The organism is Chryseobacterium cheonjiense (assembly GCF_012927265.1).
In the GTDB taxonomy this organism is placed as follows: Bacteria; Bacteroidota; Bacteroidia; order Flavobacteriales; family Weeksellaceae; genus Chryseobacterium; species Chryseobacterium cheonjiense.
In genome coordinates, this window is record NZ_JABBGF010000001.1 from 2,129,449 (window position 1) to 2,145,764 (window position 16,316).

The window sequence follows — 16,316 nt, forward strand, 5'->3', positions numbered from 1 at the left end:
CTATTTTTTCATTTTGCTATATGTTGGATGAATTAAAAATCAATCGGTTAAATTGAAAGTTAAACCCCAAACATATAATCAACGACCAAATGTAGAAAATATTGCTAAAAGTTGATGCGGAAGGTGATAATAAAACCCTATAAAATTTGTTAAAATTTGTTAAAAATCAACAAAAACATCTTTTTTAATGCTTTGGTATGCAGTAATTTCATCGAATTCTTTTAAACTTGTTAAAACCAGTTTTTTATATTCCTCATATTTCCTTCCTCTTGGCAATTTAAGAAGAATCTGAAACTGATACAGGTTGTTAAGCTTTGCGATCTGCGCTTTTTCCGGGCCTAAGACACAGTCTTCAGGAAGATACTTCCTGAGAATTGACCCGAGAAACTGTGAAGCCCTGTTGGCTTTATCTTCTCTTCGGTGTTTCAGCTCAATCATGATGAGTTTCGTAAAAGGCGGATAATGGAATTTCTTACGTTCCGTTAAAATGTATTTATACACTTTAGCCGGATTATTCATTTTAATCAGTTGAAAAACAGAATGCTCCGGATTATAAGTCTGTATGATAATCCTTCCCTGTCCGGATACCCTTCCTGCCCTTCCTGATACCTGGGTAATGAGCTGATAAGCCCGCTCTTCTGCCCTGAAATCCTGAACATACAACATAGAATCTGCTTTAGGTATTGCCACCAGCTCAATATGATTAAAATCCAGTCCTTTTGAAATCATCTGTGTGCCGACTACAATATCGGTTTCGCGGTCTTCGATTTTTTCGTATAATCTTTCGTAGGCAAATTTCTTTCTCATCGAATCAACATCCATTCTGTCAACTTCGCTGTCGGAAAACAGCTTTGAAACTTCTTCATGGATCTGTTCCACTCCTACGCCTCTTTCATTCAGGTTTTCGGAGTAACATTTAGGACAGGTTTTCGGTTTGGAAGCTCTCTGGCCGCAGTAATGGCATTTCATTTCATTGGCTGCTTTGTGATACGTCATTACCACATCGCAATTGGAGCAGTAATTGACGTAGCCACAGGTTTCACATTCAACCACATTGGCGTAACCACGGCGGTTGTGAAGCACAATAACCTGATTTTTTTCCTCTAAAACTTTTTTAATCTCATCAATAACCTGTAAAGAAAAATTTCCGGAAACTTTTTTGGAATCCTGGGCTTCTTTAAAATTTACAAGTTCATATTCCGGAAGCTTTACATTCCCGAAACGCTCTTCGAGAAAGATATATGCCATTTTTTCTTTCCTGGCGTTGTAATAGCTTTCCACCGAAGGTGTTGCTGAGCCTAAAATTACACGGGCATTATAGAAATTTCCCAAAATTAATGCTGCATCTTTCGCATTGAAATAAGGAGAAACTTCTCTTGGCCGATACGCAGAATCATGTTCTTCATCGACCACAATCAGTCCCAAATTCCGGAAGGGCAGGAATAAGGAATTCCTTGTTCCGATCAGGATTTTAATATCATTCTGTCGGATTCTTCTCCAGACTTCCACGCGTTCAAAATCGGTAAGTTTCTGATGGTAAAAACCGAGCTGCCTGCCGTATTTTTTTTCTAACCGTTGGGTAATCTGCTTGGTTAAGGAAATTTCCGGAAGCAGAAACAATACATTCTTGTCTTCCTTAATGCATTCTTCTATTTTTTCAAGGTAGAGATGTGTTTTTCCTGATGATGTGACACCATGCAAGAGTACATTTTTCCCTTCTTCAAAAGCTTCATCTATTTCCGCCTTTGCTGTTTTCTGAGGTTCCGAAAGCTCTTCTATTTCTTCTATTTCTCCTTCATAGCTTTCCAGCCTGTCTTTCTGCATGTAATATTCCTCAACCAGATTTTTATCTGCTAATGCTTTAAAGTGTGAACTTCCAAAATAGCCATCTTCAAAAAGCTCTGATTTTTTAATATGAAGATCGGGATTTTCCGTCTGTTTTTCGAGAATATGAAGGAAAAGGTCTTTCTGCTTCTGCGATCTTTTTAAGGTTAAAAGTATTTCCGTAAGGTTCTGGTTTTTTAAAACCTCATCTTTTACCTTTACATAGGCAACTTCTTTTGCTTTGTATTTTTCGGCAATTTTTTCATCAATCTCGATATATTGAAGATCAATTAATGAATTGATGGTTCTGATAATATCTTTTTTCGGAATAAATGCTTCGATATCCGTTAAATTGATTAGCTGCCGGACTTCCAGCGCCTGGATCAGATACATTTCGTTGACATCCAGATTTTCGAAATCGACCGTTATATTCGGTTTTAATTTTAAATAGGTTTCACTTTCCAGCTTTAAAGAAGAAGGAAAAGCAAAACGGTAAATTTCGCCAAGACCACACAGATAATACCCGGAAAGCCAGTTCCAAAAGTTAATCTGCTCTTGAGGGACAATCGGCTGATCGTCCAGAAGGCTGATCACTTCTTTCGCCACAAATGTTTCCGGTGCATCATTATGAAGTTCAAATACAATTCCGGTATAGATCTTTTTACCACCAAAAGGTACCAAAACGCGCATTCCTGTCTGGATTTCGGATTGTAGCTCTTCGGGAACTTTATAGGTAAAAGATCCTTTTAAATTTAACGGCAAAACAATCTGGGCGTACTGCAAAGGGAAATATTTAAAGTGTAAAATTAATTTATTCTTTTGTGAACTGCAATTTTTGTTTAAACAACTTCTAAAGCTAAATCTTCAGGGTTTTTGAAACATTGAATGTTGTTTTGATCGAGTAAGTTTTAATTCATCGTATCCCATAAACTCATGACTTCAATTTTTTCCAAAGGCTTTGTAAGAGTAATTCTTTTCGAAGCTTTTGGGAGCAAATCGAAGAAATTGTCACTAAAGTGCGTATCTCCTATTAAATAGACATCTTTCGCTAAAACATCGGTAGAAACTTCAATTTCAGTCGGAGAAATTTTCCTGATTGTAAGATGGGGTTTTGGCAGTTTTAAATCTTTCGGTTTTGCAAAGAAATAGTTGGTCTCCGCAATTACTTTTTCATCTTTTCCTCTTAAAATTACATTTAAAAACAGCTCATTTTTATCGCCATCACCAATAAGTTCACTGATAGATGCAGAATCAAACTTTATATTTCCTTCCAAATTCTGTTTCTTATTTGAAACTGCCGTAAGAATATTTTCACCTTTAAAATTATTTACTTCAAACTCTAAGGTTACGTTTTCAATTGCATTCAATCCGTCATTAATACCATAAAAGTTTAAAATTCCATCCTTTTCTTCCGTTAAGATTACCTGGTTTTCAAAACTTCTTTTTAACTGATAATGCAGCGCTTTCCAGTTTCCTAAATAATCGATCGAAGACCAGGAAACCACCGGCCAGCAATCATTCAGCTGCCAATATAACGTTCCCATGTTGTAAGGTTTTGCACGGCGGTGCGCTTCTATGGCAATCTGCATTCCGCGGGCCTGAAGCAGTTGGGAAATATAGTTGTATTTCACAAAGTCTTTCGGAATATTATAATCCCTTTTCATATAATTTTCGATAATCTCCCAGCCTCTTGAGTGCTTTTCATGTGCTTTGATGGTTCCGTTCTGAAAATTCAAATCAGCTTTTCCTGAAAACATGGATTTTGTGGTTTCCAGTGTAGGCATTCCCTGAAAACCATATTCGGAAGCAAAACGCGGAACCTTTTCGTTGTATATCTCAAAAGGCTGTTCGCCCCACCAGACGCCCCAGTAATGAGAATCTCCTTCGCTTAAACTTTCCTGGTGGCCCCAGCCGATGGACGGTGAACTCGGCCAATAGATCTGTTTATCAGAAACCGCATATTTTTGAATGGCATTAGGAATTATTTCATAAAAAATTTTATTATAATCTTTCCAGACCTGGAGAGAATCTTCTTTTGAATATTTAAACTGCTTCTGATATCCCCAGTTGACAATCGCTTCATCAATTTCATTGTTTCCGCACCATAAAGCCAATGAGGCATGATTCTGAAGCCGCTCTACCTGATCTTTTACTTCCAGTTCGACATTTTTCTGAAAGTTTTTGTCTGCAGGATAAAAGCTTCCCGCAAACATAAAATCCTGCCATACTAAAATTCCGTTTTCATCACAGGCTTTGTAGAATTCGTCATCTTCGTAAATTCCGCCGCCCCAGACGCGGATCATATTCATGTGGGCTTCTTTACAGTCTTTGATGAGTTTCTGGTATTTTTCTTTGGGCATTCTCGGAGAAAAGCTGTCGCCGGGAATCCAGTTGGTTCCTTTGGCGTACATTGGTTTTCCGTTTACTTTGAAATAAAAGGATTTTCCTTTTTCGTCTTTTTCCTGAATTAATTCAACCGTCCTTAGTCCTATCCGTTCAGATTTTTTATCAATCAGTTTATTATCTTTCTGCAGGGTAATTTTTACGTCATAAAGATTCGGGGTTCCCCATCCGTTCGGCTGCCATAAATTCGGTTTGTTAACAGTAAAAGGAATCAAAATCGTATTTTTCCCTTTTTTCAACCGGATCGTGTTGATTTTATTATTGATTAAAACTGAATATTTTCCTTCGTTATCTGCTGAAATTTCAGTATAAATATTTAATTCTACTTTTTGCCTTGTTATCGTTTTTTGCTCAATTTTTATGTTTTCTAGTTTTGCCTGATTCCAGAAATTTAATTGTACATCTTTCCAGATTCCAGCAGTGACGAGTCTTGGTCCCCAATCCCAACCAAACTGATACTGTGCTTTTCTTACAAAGCTTCTTGGTGACTCCGGTATGGTAAACGGCACTTTTTCAGCCAACTGTTTCCCGGTATTTACTGCAGATCTGAATTTTACCTGTAAAATATTTTCGCCGATTATTAAATATTGCTTCACAGGAATCGTCCATTTTCTGAACATGTTATCTGTTGTCTGTATTAATTTTCCATTTAAATAAATCTCGGAAAAGGTATCCAATCCTGAAAATACCAAATCAATATTCTGATTGCTTAATTCCTTTTGAGAAACAGTAAATTTTGTCTGATATTCCCAGTCTTCATTTTCTACCCATTGTACTTTTTTCTCGTTTTCGTCTTTAAAAGGGTCAGGAATGACATTGTTCTTCATCAAATCCAAATGTACTGTTCCCGGCACGGAGGCCGCGAGCCAGTTATTTTCTTTAGCATTTTTAAAGTTCCATTTTTCTGAGGATAAATTGCGTCCGGAAAACTGAGCGTTGATTAAAATTTGTATGAAAAGGAAAGAAAAAAGTATGTTTTTTTTCATTATAATTTATTTACTATTCGATGGATTCCATCTTTAATAAGTGGTGTATTAAAGTTAATAAGAAGCCCTAATTTCAAATTTGTCAGTTTTAAATAGGTTAATACTTGAGAATAAAAAATAGGATGCATCTCTAAAACCGATTTAATTTCCACAATCACTTTATTTTCGACAATTAAATCAATTCTGTATGCTTTTTCAATAAATATTTCTTTATATTGGAGGGGTAAACAAACCTGTTTATCTACTTTAATTCCCAGTTTTTTAATTTCGTAAAACAGTGCTGTTTCGTAAGCGTTTTCCAATAAGCCTACTCCTAAATTTCGATGAACCTCTAAAGCTGCGCCTATAATTTTATAGGACAATTCGTTTTCTGTCATTTGTGTTTTGTTTTTAACGCAAAGATTATTTATAATATTCTCACAATTAAGGAGCAAAGAAGAATCAATAAATTGATTTTATTAAGCTAAAAAATTAAACGAGTAGCTTCATTAAGCGACTTTGTCGCATTCTTTGCTCCTTAAATATAATTCAAATTAATATAAGCTTTGCGTTTAATATTATTTATTTTTCAAGAAAATTATCTCAGTAGCATTTGCAAACTCACCGCCATCGGTAATTGCTGAAGAATGAAAATATCCGGCTTTAGTAAACTCACGGATTTCTTCGATATTGGAAGAACGAAGTCCGCCCCCTACAAGAATTTCAATTCTGCCGTTTGATAACTCTACCAGTTTTTTAAGGTTTTCTTTACCTTCCGATACGTTGGGTTTTTGTCCGGAGGTAAGAATGGTTGTAAAACCACAATCAATTACTTTTTCCAAAGAATTTTCTAAATCTTTAGCGCGGTCGAAGGCACGGTGAAAAGTGCAGGGATAAGGGCTTGCCAGTTCAACCAGGATTTTATTGCGTTCAACATCAATTTCATCAATTTCATCCAAAATTCCGAATACGAAGCCATCAACATTCAAAGATTTCAATTGGATTAAATCCGATTTCATCTGCTCAAACTCTTCATCCGAATACGTAAAATCTCCGCCACGGGGACGAATCATTACAAATATCGGAATGTTGATTTTTTCGCGAAGCTGTTTTGTTATTTCAAAGTCCGGTGTGGTTCCGCCTTCGCTTAATCCGTCGCACAGTTCTATTCTGTCAGCTTCGTTTTCAAAAGCGATTATTGCTGATTCGGAATTGAAGCATGCTATTTCTATTTTTGACATTTATATTATTTAATTTAGGCTAAAGCCAATGGATTTTTTATTTTGAAAAAACGGGCTAAAGCCCGTCCCTATTGATATCTGCTAACTGTTTGATTACGAAAATTATTTATTTTAATGCAAAGTCCGGTTTTTCAAGGCGGTTGCCTTTTTGGTCGTACACAGCAAAATTAAACCCATCCTGAATGCAATAGGAACCGTATTCTCCTTTTTTATTAAGAGCAATAAAACCTACTTGGATGTCCTTCAGATTTTTATCTCTTCTTTTCGTAATTTGTACAATTCTTTCCACGGCTTCTTTGCAGGCTTGCTGCGGCGTTCTTCCCTGTCTCATTAATTCTACGACCAAATGCGTACCCACGGTTCGAATCACTTCTTCGCCATGACCTGTCGCCGTAGCTGCCCCAACTTCATTATCCACAAAAAGACCTGCACCGATGATTGGTGAATCTCCTACCCTTCCATGCATTTTAAAAGCCATTCCGCTGGTAGTGCAGGCTCCCGAGAGATTTCCGTTAGCGTCCATCGCAATCATTCCGATCGTGTCGTGATTTTCGATATTGACAATGGGTTGGTATTTGCTGTCTTTCAGCCATTCTTTCCATTCTTTTTCGGATTCGGGAGTGAGAATATTTTCTTTTTTAAATCCCTGTGAAACTGCAAACTGTAGTGCCCCATCTCCAACAAGCATTACGTGAGGTGTTTTTTCCATTACGGCTCTTGCTACGGAGATCGGATTTTTGATATGCTCAAGGCACGCTACCGAACCTATATTGTAGTTTTCATCCATGATGCAGGCGTCCAAAGTTACCCTTCCATCTCTGTCGGGGCGGCCTCCGTAACCAACACTTCTTTCATTCGGGTCATCCTCGACCAGGCGTACTCCTTTTTCTACGGCGTCCAAAGCTTTTCCTCCTTTTCCGAGGATTTTCCAGGCTTCTTCATTGGCTTTTAAACCAAAATTCCATGTGGAAAGAACGATGGGTTTATTAATTATGGTATTGTTGTTTTCCGGGAGATCTTTGGCAAGCAGATCCAAAGGATTTACCGCTAAAGCAAGGGAAGCGATTGCCGATTTTTTCAGAAACTTTCGTCTACTTTGCATACTCAGATTTATTTGGCCCCAAATTAAGGATTTTTCGCATTTGCAGGAAATAAAAAAGCGGTAGATTTCCTACCGCTCAACATGATTTTTATTGAATATTAATGAGGTAATTTTTCCCTAAAATATCCGTAAACCCAGGTTCCGAAAATTGCGCTGATTAAAGTAACGGTAATGACCAGAGCTCCTGTTCCGATCTGTGCAAAAAGCGGTCCCGGACAAGCTCCTGTAATTGCCCAGCCAAATCCGAAGATCAATCCTCCGTAAATTTGTCCTTTATTGAACTTCTTCGGAGCAATGGAAATTTTTTCGCCATAAATGGTTTTTATATTAAATTTTTTAATAATAAACACTGAAATCATTGCGGTTATAACAGCACTTCCAATAACTCCGTACATGTGAAAAGACTGCAAACGAAACATTTCCTGGATTCTGAACCAGCTGATAACTTCTGCCTTCACAAAGACGATTCCAAAGAGAATTCCTACTATGAGATACTTTAAATGGTGATACCATTGATGCTGAAGATGGCTTTCATTGGTACAGATACTGTCCTGATGCCGTATATCTTTTTCTTTTTCCATTTTTATAAATTAAAGTGAAAGGATGACTGGCAGAATTACATTCGCCATTAAAAAGCCTCCTGCCATGAAACATATGGTTGCAATAAGGGATGGCCATTGTAAATTAGACAATCCCATAATGGCGTGCCCACTGGTACATCCTCCGGCGTACCGTGTTCCGAAACCCACCAGAAATCCACCGACGATCATCACGATGAAACCTTTTAAAGTTAAAAGATTTGCAAAATTCATGAGCTGTACAGGAACCAGATTGCTGTAATCTGTAATTCCGTAAGTTGCTAATTCGGATTTCAAGGCAGGATTAACAGAAATTTCTCCCGGATTAATTAAAAACTGAGAAGCAACAATGCCACCCAATAAAATTCCGAAAACGAAAAATAAGTTCCAGAGTTCTTTTTTCCAGTCATATTTGAAGAAGCTAATATTTGAAGGAATACATGCTGCACAGACATGTCTGAGCGATGAACTGATTCCGAAAGATTTATTGCCCAAAATTAATAAGGCAGGAACCGTAAGACCGATTAAAGGTCCTGCAACATACCACGGCCACGGTTCTTTTATGATTTCTAACATTGATGATTGTATTAAACTTTTATTCGGATTAATTATTAATTCGCAAAAGAAACAAAAGACGGTATTGATTTTTACATAAACCAAAAGCTACCAAAGCAAATGATTTTTAAACATTACCTTGCTATTATTCGTTTATTATTTACTTAACAGATAATATTTTATGCCTTTTGCGATTCAGATTACTTTAAAACTTTACTGTGGCACACAAAATCACTTACCGGAACTTCAGTTTGGGAAATCGCACTGAACCCTCCTCCGATTTCGCTGAAGTTTCTGTAACCCCTCGCCTGGAGAATACTTGCTGCCATCATACTTCTGTATCCTCCTGCACAGTGAAGGTAAAAATGTTCTGCCGGATCGACCGAATTGATCCACTCGTTGATGTATGCCAAAGGTTTATTGAATGCCTGATCGACATGTTCCGCATTGTACTCGCTTTCTTTTCGCACATCAATAATTTTTGCTTCTTTATTTTTAATTTCTTTTTCAAATTGTTGTGCTGAAATTCTATTGACGAAATCTGTTTCCTTTCCCTTATTTTTCCACTCTTCAAAACCACCTTTCAGAAATCCAAAGACGTTGTCGAACCCAACCCTGCTTAACCGGGTAACAGTTTCTTCCTCTTCACCTTCGTTGGTAATAAGAAGGATCGACTGTTGTACATCTACAATCAACGCTCCGACCCACGGTGCAAAATCGCCATTAAGCCCGATATTAATGGATTGCGGAATAAATCCTTTCGCGAAATCTTCGTTATTTCTTACATCCAAGATCAACGCTCCTGAATGTTCTGCGATTTCTTCAAATTCATCGGGAGAAAAAGCATGTAAACCTTTTGACAATACCTCATCGAAACTGTCGTAGCCTTTTTTATTCATGGCTACGTTCATTCCGAAGTAAGCCGGAGGCGGAAGAAGTCCTTCCGTTACTGCTTTTATAAAACTTTCTTTATCCTTCTGGTTCAGCGCATAATTGGTTTTCTTTTGATTCCCCAAAGAATCTGTCGTTTCTTTCTGCATATTTTTTCCGCAGGCTGAACCCGCTCCGTGAGCCGGATAAACGGTAATATCATCGTCTAAAGTTAAAATTTTGTTGTACAGGCTTTCATAAAGTAAGCCCGCAAGTTCTTCCTGTGTCATACTTGCTGCTTTCTGTGCTAAATCTGGTCGGCCAACATCTCCTAAAAATAAAGTATCCCCGCTGAACAAAGCTGTTTCCTTTCCATTCTCATCAATCAGCAGAAAAGATGAACTTTCAAGGGTATGACCAGGAGTATGCAGCACTTTTACTTTAATATCTCCTAATTGAAAAACCTGATTGTCATCTGCAATGATGGCTTCAAATTCAGGTTTTGCGGTCGGCCCGTAAACAATCGGTGCATTTGTTTTTCTGCTTAAATCGAGATGCCCGCTTACAAAATCTGCGTGAAAGTGCGTTTCAAAAATATATTTAAGTTCAACATTGTCTTTTTCCAGCCGGTCGATGTAAGGCTGTGTTTCTCTCAATGGGTCTACAATTGCTGCTTCACCATTAGAAACAATATAATATGCTCCCTGCGCAAGACATCCTGTATAAATCTGTTCTATTTTCATTTTTTGATGATTTTAATTTTAATATTTTATTGATACAAATTTCCGGGTTTGGGATTTTGTGTACAGCTACTTTTGTTACAGAACGGGATTTTTAAACATGAAGTTCGCTGGTTCCGCAGATGAAGCGAATGTATTTGAATGTTTTTAATTTATTATGAGATTGTTATGCTGGAAGCTTCTTGATATTCTTATATATTTTAACGCAAAGAGTTTTTGAATACTAAACGTTTTTAGGGGCGCAAAGGCGTTCTACTTAGCCAAGTCCGCAAACTGAAATTACTACAGAAAGTAAACTAAATTTAATTCTCGCTGATTCCGCAGATGACGCAGATTTATTTGAATGTTATTACTTTATCAGGTGATTGTCATGCTGGAAGCTTCTTGATATCGTTATATATTTTGAACGCAAAGAACGCAAATATTTTTTTGGCTACTAACTGTTTTTTTAAGTTCGTAAATGAGTTTCACTCAGATAAGAGCGCAAAAAAAATACAGTTTAATTTCTCACGCGGATTTTACGGATGACACGGATTTATTTGAACGTTTTTAATTTATTATGAGATTGTTATGCTGGAAGTTTCTTGATATCCAAAATATTTTTGTAACGCAAAGGCCGCAAAGATTTTTTTGACTACTAAGTGTTTTTAAGTTCGCAAAGGCGTTCTACTCAACTAAGAGCGCAAAGAATTTTGGAAAGTAATACAGTTTAATTTCTCACGCGGATTTTACGGATGACGCGGATTTATTTAAAAGTTTCTATTTTATCAGAAGATTATCATGCTGGAAGTTTCTTGATATCCGAAATATTTTTTTTAACGCAAAGGCCGCAAAGATTTTTTAACTACTAACTGTTTTTTTTTAAGTTCGCAAAGGTGTTCTACTCAGCAAAACTCGAAGAGATAAAGTACTATACTACAGAGGAAACTCAGTTTAATTCTCTCAGTTCCACGGAATCTCTCGCAGCCCGACCTGAGTGGAGCTCTTTTTGTGGAGCACAGCGGAACAAAAAAGCAGGAACCCTTCGATAAACTCAGGATAAACTACAGGCGGAAATAGCTGCCCTTATAAAGAAAAAACTACAAAAAAACTTCTTTTATGATGATATAAATTCCCATCACCAGAATAAACCAACCGAAAGCAGGCTTAAGTTTTCTGCCATCAATTTTTTTGGATAACTGTGAGCCAATGATGATGCCTACAATGGCAATGGAAGAAATGGTTGTCAACAATTTCCAGTCGACTGCTATATCGTTTATTGAAGAAAAAAATCCGATAAGCGAATTGAGGGAAATAATAACCAGTGATGTTCCGATGGCGACTTTCATGGGAGTTTTGAGAAGACTGACCAAAGCCGGAATAATCATAAATCCGCCGCCGGCTCCAACTAAACCGGTCAGAATCCCGACAACGGAGCCTTCTCCTGCCGCCAAAAGGGTATTGTTTTTATGGTGTGTTTCAAGCTGATATTCTTTGTTTTTACGAATCATTTTGTAAGAGGCCAAAATCATTAATCCAGCAAAGATCAACAGCAGCAAAATATCTTTCGTTACCACAAATTCATTGATTGTAAATACGTTACCAGGAATTAAGGGTAAAATATAATTTCGTGTAAGAAAAATGGAAATAATAGAAGGAATCCCAAAAACAAGAGCCGTTTTAAAATTTACCAACCCTTTTTTAAAGTATGAAACTGAACCGACCACACTGCTGATTCCGACAATAAAAAGTGAGTATTCTGTTGCCAGAAAAGCGTCTAATCCAAAAAGATAAACCAAAACGGGAACGGTAAGAATGCTTCCTCCACCGCCGATTAATCCTAATGAAACTCCTATTAAAACTGAAGCGATATATCCAAAAATTTCCATTTCTCAACTTTATGCTGCAAAATTGGATATATCGGAAAAGATGTACAGCTACTTTTGTTACAGAAGGTTTTTTTTAACGCAAAGGCCGCGAAGATTTTTTTTGACTACTAACTGTTTTTTAAGTTCGCAAAGGCGTTTCACTCAGCAAAGGTTAAAAGCCGTTACTTTATCAGCAGATTGTTATGCTGGAAGCATCTTGATATCGTTATATATTTTAACGCAAAGTTCGCAAGTTTTTTGACTACTCAGTGTTTTTAAGTTCGCAAAGCTACTTCGATAAGCTCAGCATAAACTTTTCACTTAGATAAGATCACAAAGGGATTTATCTAATCTTCTAAAATCACAATTTTATTCCTTCCGAGCTGTAGTTTTCCAGAATCTTCGAGCTGCTTCAAGAGTCGGGAAACAACCACTCTGGCTGTTCCCAATTCGTTTGCGAGCTGTTCGTGGGTAATAACAATTGTTTTGGAATTAATAATTTCGGATTTTTTGTGGAGAAGGTTCAGCAATCGTTCATCCACTTTTTTGAAAGCGATCGCATTGATGATATCCAAAAGTTCTTCAAAACGTTTGTGATACAGCCTGAAAATATAATCCAGCCATTCCGGATATTCTTTAATGAAAAGTGAAACTTTGTCTATCGGCAGAAAAAGAATTTCGGTATCTTCTTCTACTTCCGCTTTTACGATACTTTTTTCGTTGTGCATTCCGCCCAAAAAAGACATGATGCAGCTTTCTCCTGCTTTAATGTAATACAGAAGAATTTCGCGGCCGTCTTCTTCGGTGCGGATGACCTTCAGCATTCCTTTCATCACGATCGGAATTGAACGGATGGACGAATTTTCATCTAAAATAATATCGCCTTCGTGATACGTCTTCGTGATCCCATACTGATATAGCTTTTCTACCAGTTCAGGCGAAGAAGTAAATTCTGAAGAAAGAACCGAATCCTGCATAATAAAATTTCTAAGGCTAATTTACACCAATTTCGTCAACAAAAAGCCATGCTTTGGAATCTGCACCCGGATTTCCGGCAGGGATAATTCCAGCGTTTTCTATATTAACTTTAATATATTTTGAATTCTGAATGCCTACATTCACTTTAATTTTACCTTTTGCTGAAAGGATTTCCTCTCTTCCGATTTCTTTAATGAGTTTAAAATCCGTTCCGTTGTCTGAAACGAAAATCTGAGCCGATTTTGCGAAATGAATCCAGCTTCCTTTGTTGTCTAAAGTATTAAAGTACACCTCTGAAAACTGCGTTTTCTGTCCGAAATCAATCGTAGCCACGACATCTTTTCCCTGAAAACCAAGCCATGTTTTTCCCAATTGCTTTTGATTTCCGATAATTCCGTCGACTAAAGTAAAAGCTCCACCAAAAGAATAATTTTCATCAGGTTGGCTTTCTAATGTTATGGGTTTTCCGGTAGTTTTAGAAATCACAAAATCTTGCGAAGAAACGGCACTTTGAAGTCCACCTTCAAAATAAGCTGATTTAATGGTCATGGTTTTTGAAACGGGAATTGGAACGTCATACGTTTGGGAATTTTCTGTGGGAACACTCCCGTCTGTTGTGAAACGAATTCCTTCCGGCTTCTGCGATGTTGAAAGTTTATACGAAATACCTCCTACTCTCGGTTGCACTTTCCCATTGATATTGTAAATACTTTTCGCATAATTGATACCCATTTTATCCAACACCTTAAATTCATTAATTACTCTCCATTCAAATTCTTTGTAATTTTTAGGATCAGCTGTTCCCCAGCCTACTTCCGAAAGCGCCAGTAATCTCGGAAAAATCATATACTGAACCTGTTTGAAATCCAGAATATACTCCGTCCATAAATTTGCCTGAACGCCTAAAATATATTTTGCCTGTTCTGCATTCAGCTCTTCGGGAATGGGATTATAAGAATAGACTTTATCCAAAGGCGTAAATCCTCCGAAAGCATTCGGTTCCGTTGCAGGATCTCCCTGATAATGATCGAAATAGCAATAAGATCCGGGGGTCATTACTGCAAAATGTCCTGTTTTTGCAGCTTCTACACCGCCTTTTATGCCTGTCCAGCTCATTACGGCAGCATTCGGGGCCAGTCCGCCTTCCAGAATTTCGTCCCAGCCTATGATTTTTCTGCCTTTTGAATTGACATACTTTTCTATTCTATGAATAAAATAACTTTGAAGACCGTGTTCGTCCTTAAGATTATTTTTTTTGATTAATTCCTGACAGTGCGCACATTCTTTCCATCTTGTCTTCGGGCATTCATCGCCGCCAATGTGGATGTATTGTGAAGGAAAAAGAGCCATTACTTCATTCAACACATTTTCCAAAAAGGTAAAAGTTTCCTCTTTCGGGCAGAAAACATCATCAAAAACACCCCATTTCGTTGCCGGCTCAAAAGGTCCTTTTGTACAGGCCAATTCCGGATAAGCTGAAAGTGCAGCTAAAGCATGACCCGGCATTTCAATCTCAGGAACCACGGTAATATGTCTTTCCTGAGCGTATTTTACCACTTCTTTAATTTGATCCTGAGTATAAAAATAAGGTCCGTAAGGCTTTCCGTCAAACGTATTGTCAACATACGCACCAATCATTGATTCTTTACGTTTTGAACCGATCTGCGTTAACTTAGGATATTTTTTAATTTCAATCCTCCAGCCCTGGTCGTCGCTTAAATGCCAGTGAAAAGTGTTTAGTTTGTACATCGCAAGATAATCGATATACTGCTTTACCTCATCGACAGTGAAAAAGTGACGGCAAACATCGAGGTGCATTCCGCGCCATGCGAATTTTGGCTCATCCTCAATTTTCATGGCTGGAATTTTTCCCGAATCTTTATATTGTTCTATTAATTGGATTAATGTCTGGAGTGCCAGAAAATATCCCTGATTTGTATTTGAATTGATAACAATTCCTCCGGATGAAACTTCAATAGAATATTTTTCTTTTTTCTGCTGATCGATCACGGATTGTGGAGTAAAAAGAGCATTAACCAAGTGAACGTCTTCATTCTTTTTTCCGGAGCTGAAGGTAAACATTCCTGCAGTGCGCTTTTTAAAATAGGCTGTTTCTTTTACCGGAAGATTTTCATCAAGCTTGAAAGTTTTAGGAATAATAAATTCTCCTTTTTGAAATTCAACTTTTTGAGGATATGGAATCAAATTCAATTTCGTTTGGGCTAAAAAAAGACTTGAGAATAATACAGAAAATATCAGTAATAATCGATGCATTTTATGATTTTAGATTTAGGCGAATATACTTATTTTCTTAAAATTTAAATGTGCGATTTAACTTATTACTGCCCAAAATATCTAATTTTACAAAAATAAATGATGAAAAAAACAATTTTATTCGTTAGCGGACTTTTATTCTCTGTTTCCGCACATGCACAAATTTCAGATGTTATTAATTCCACTATAAAGAATCAGACGGGAATTGATCTTAAAAATCCCAAATCTGCAACAGGAAATACTTCTAATCCAAAACCCAAATCTTCCGCGTCATCTCCTAATCCCGGAAATCTTACCTCAACGCAAATTTCCTCTGGTTTAAAAGAAGCTTTAACTCTGGGAGTGAATGAAGGCGTAAAAAAGCTAAGCACCACAGACGGATTTTTAAAAAATGAAGCGGTAAAAATTCTGATGCCCGAAAAATTAAGAAAAATTGATACTACACTGAGATCCATTGGTCTTGGAAATCTTGCAGACCAGGGTGTAAAATTATTGAACAGAGCTGCTGAAGATGCAGTTACAGAAGCTGCCCCTATTTTTACAAAAGCCATTACTTCCATGACAATTACAGACGCTAAAAATATTTTATTGGGAAATAATAATGCGGCAACAAATTATTTACAGACAAAAACACAATCGCAGTTATTTACAGCTTTTCAGCCAAAAGTAAAAGCTTCCCTTGGAAAAGTAGGCGCCGATAAATTATGGAGCAATATTATTTCTAAATATAATACTTTTACCGGGGAATCTGTAACCACCGATCTTAATGAATATGTAACTACGGAAACCATCAATGGTGTGTTTAAAATGGTTGCCGAAAAAGAAAGCGGAATCCGCAATACTCCTGCAATGAGGACTACAAGTATTTTGCAGAAGGTTTTTGGAGCACAGGATGGAAAATAAATTTCTTTTGTCTTGAAACAAAAAGGAACAAAAGTT

12 protein-coding genes are annotated in these 16,316 nt (G+C 37.1%); 1 reads left to right on the top strand and 11 read right to left on the bottom strand.

Annotated elements, in window-relative coordinates:
* Positions 1 to 159 precede the first annotated feature (159 nt).
* The 11 genes from priA to HHL20_RS09650 all read right to left on the bottom strand — a co-directional run bounded on the left by priA (position 160) and on the right by HHL20_RS09650 (position 15,377).
* Positions 160 to 2,607 (bottom strand): replication restart helicase PriA, encoded by a 2,448-nt coding sequence (gene priA / locus HHL20_RS09600; protein ID WP_169230910.1) that lies wholly within the window; start codon positions 2,605 to 2,607, stop codon positions 160 to 162.
* 125 nt (positions 2,608 to 2,732) lie between these two features.
* The gene (locus tag HHL20_RS09605) at positions 2,733 to 5,213 is read right to left on the bottom strand and encodes a beta-mannosidase (protein WP_169230911.1); all 2,481 of its coding nucleotides are present in this window, start codon (positions 5,211 to 5,213) and stop codon (positions 2,733 to 2,735) included.
* Positions 5,213 to 5,590 carry a GxxExxY protein gene (locus HHL20_RS09610; protein ID WP_169230912.1) on the bottom strand — a complete coding sequence of 126 codons (378 nt, stop codon included), beginning with the start codon at positions 5,588 to 5,590 and terminating at the stop codon, positions 5,213 to 5,215. The genes HHL20_RS09605 and HHL20_RS09610 overlap by 1 nt, the downstream gene beginning before the upstream one ends.
* Before the next feature lie 180 nt (positions 5,591 to 5,770).
* The gene (locus HHL20_RS09615) at positions 5,771 to 6,433 is read right to left on the bottom strand and encodes a copper homeostasis protein CutC (protein ID WP_169230913.1); all 663 of its coding nucleotides are present in this window, start codon (positions 6,431 to 6,433) and stop codon (positions 5,771 to 5,773) included.
* A 106-nt stretch (positions 6,434 to 6,539) separates the two neighbouring features.
* On the bottom strand, positions 6,540 to 7,535 hold the full coding sequence (locus HHL20_RS09620) for an isoaspartyl peptidase/L-asparaginase family protein (RefSeq protein ID WP_169230914.1): 996 nt from the start codon (positions 7,533 to 7,535) through the stop codon (positions 6,540 to 6,542).
* 98 nt (positions 7,536 to 7,633) lie between these two features.
* Positions 7,634 to 8,116 (bottom strand): DUF6691 family protein, encoded by a 483-nt coding sequence (locus HHL20_RS09625; RefSeq protein WP_169230915.1) that lies wholly within the window; start codon positions 8,114 to 8,116, stop codon positions 7,634 to 7,636.
* Between the two features lie 9 nt (positions 8,117 to 8,125).
* Positions 8,126 to 8,689: a YeeE/YedE family protein gene (locus HHL20_RS09630; protein WP_169230916.1), complete on the bottom strand. Its 564-nt coding sequence runs from the start codon at positions 8,687 to 8,689 to the stop codon at positions 8,126 to 8,128.
* A 179-nt stretch (positions 8,690 to 8,868) separates the two neighbouring features.
* Positions 8,869 to 10,281, bottom strand: a complete 1,413-nt coding sequence (locus HHL20_RS09635) for an MBL fold metallo-hydrolase (RefSeq protein ID WP_169230917.1) — start codon at positions 10,279 to 10,281, stop codon at positions 8,869 to 8,871.
* A gap of 1,076 nt (positions 10,282 to 11,357) precedes the next feature.
* The gene (locus HHL20_RS09640) at positions 11,358 to 12,146 is read right to left on the bottom strand and encodes a sulfite exporter TauE/SafE family protein (RefSeq protein WP_169230918.1); all 789 of its coding nucleotides are present in this window, start codon (positions 12,144 to 12,146) and stop codon (positions 11,358 to 11,360) included.
* 326 nt (positions 12,147 to 12,472) lie between these two features.
* A complete protein-coding gene (locus tag HHL20_RS09645; protein WP_169230919.1) occupies positions 12,473 to 13,102 on the bottom strand; it encodes a Crp/Fnr family transcriptional regulator in 630 nt (209 codons plus the stop codon).
* Between the two features lie 16 nt (positions 13,103 to 13,118).
* Positions 13,119 to 15,377: a family 20 glycosylhydrolase gene (locus tag HHL20_RS09650; protein WP_169230920.1), complete on the bottom strand. Its 2,259-nt coding sequence runs from the start codon at positions 15,375 to 15,377 to the stop codon at positions 13,119 to 13,121.
* A 102-nt stretch (positions 15,378 to 15,479) separates the two neighbouring features.
* On the opposite strand from HHL20_RS09650, the gene HHL20_RS09655 reads away from it, so the two are divergent.
* On the top strand, positions 15,480 to 16,280 hold the full coding sequence (locus HHL20_RS09655; protein ID WP_169231164.1) for a DUF4197 domain-containing protein: 801 nt from the start codon (positions 15,480 to 15,482) through the stop codon (positions 16,278 to 16,280).
* Positions 16,281 to 16,316: the final 36 nt, after the last annotated feature.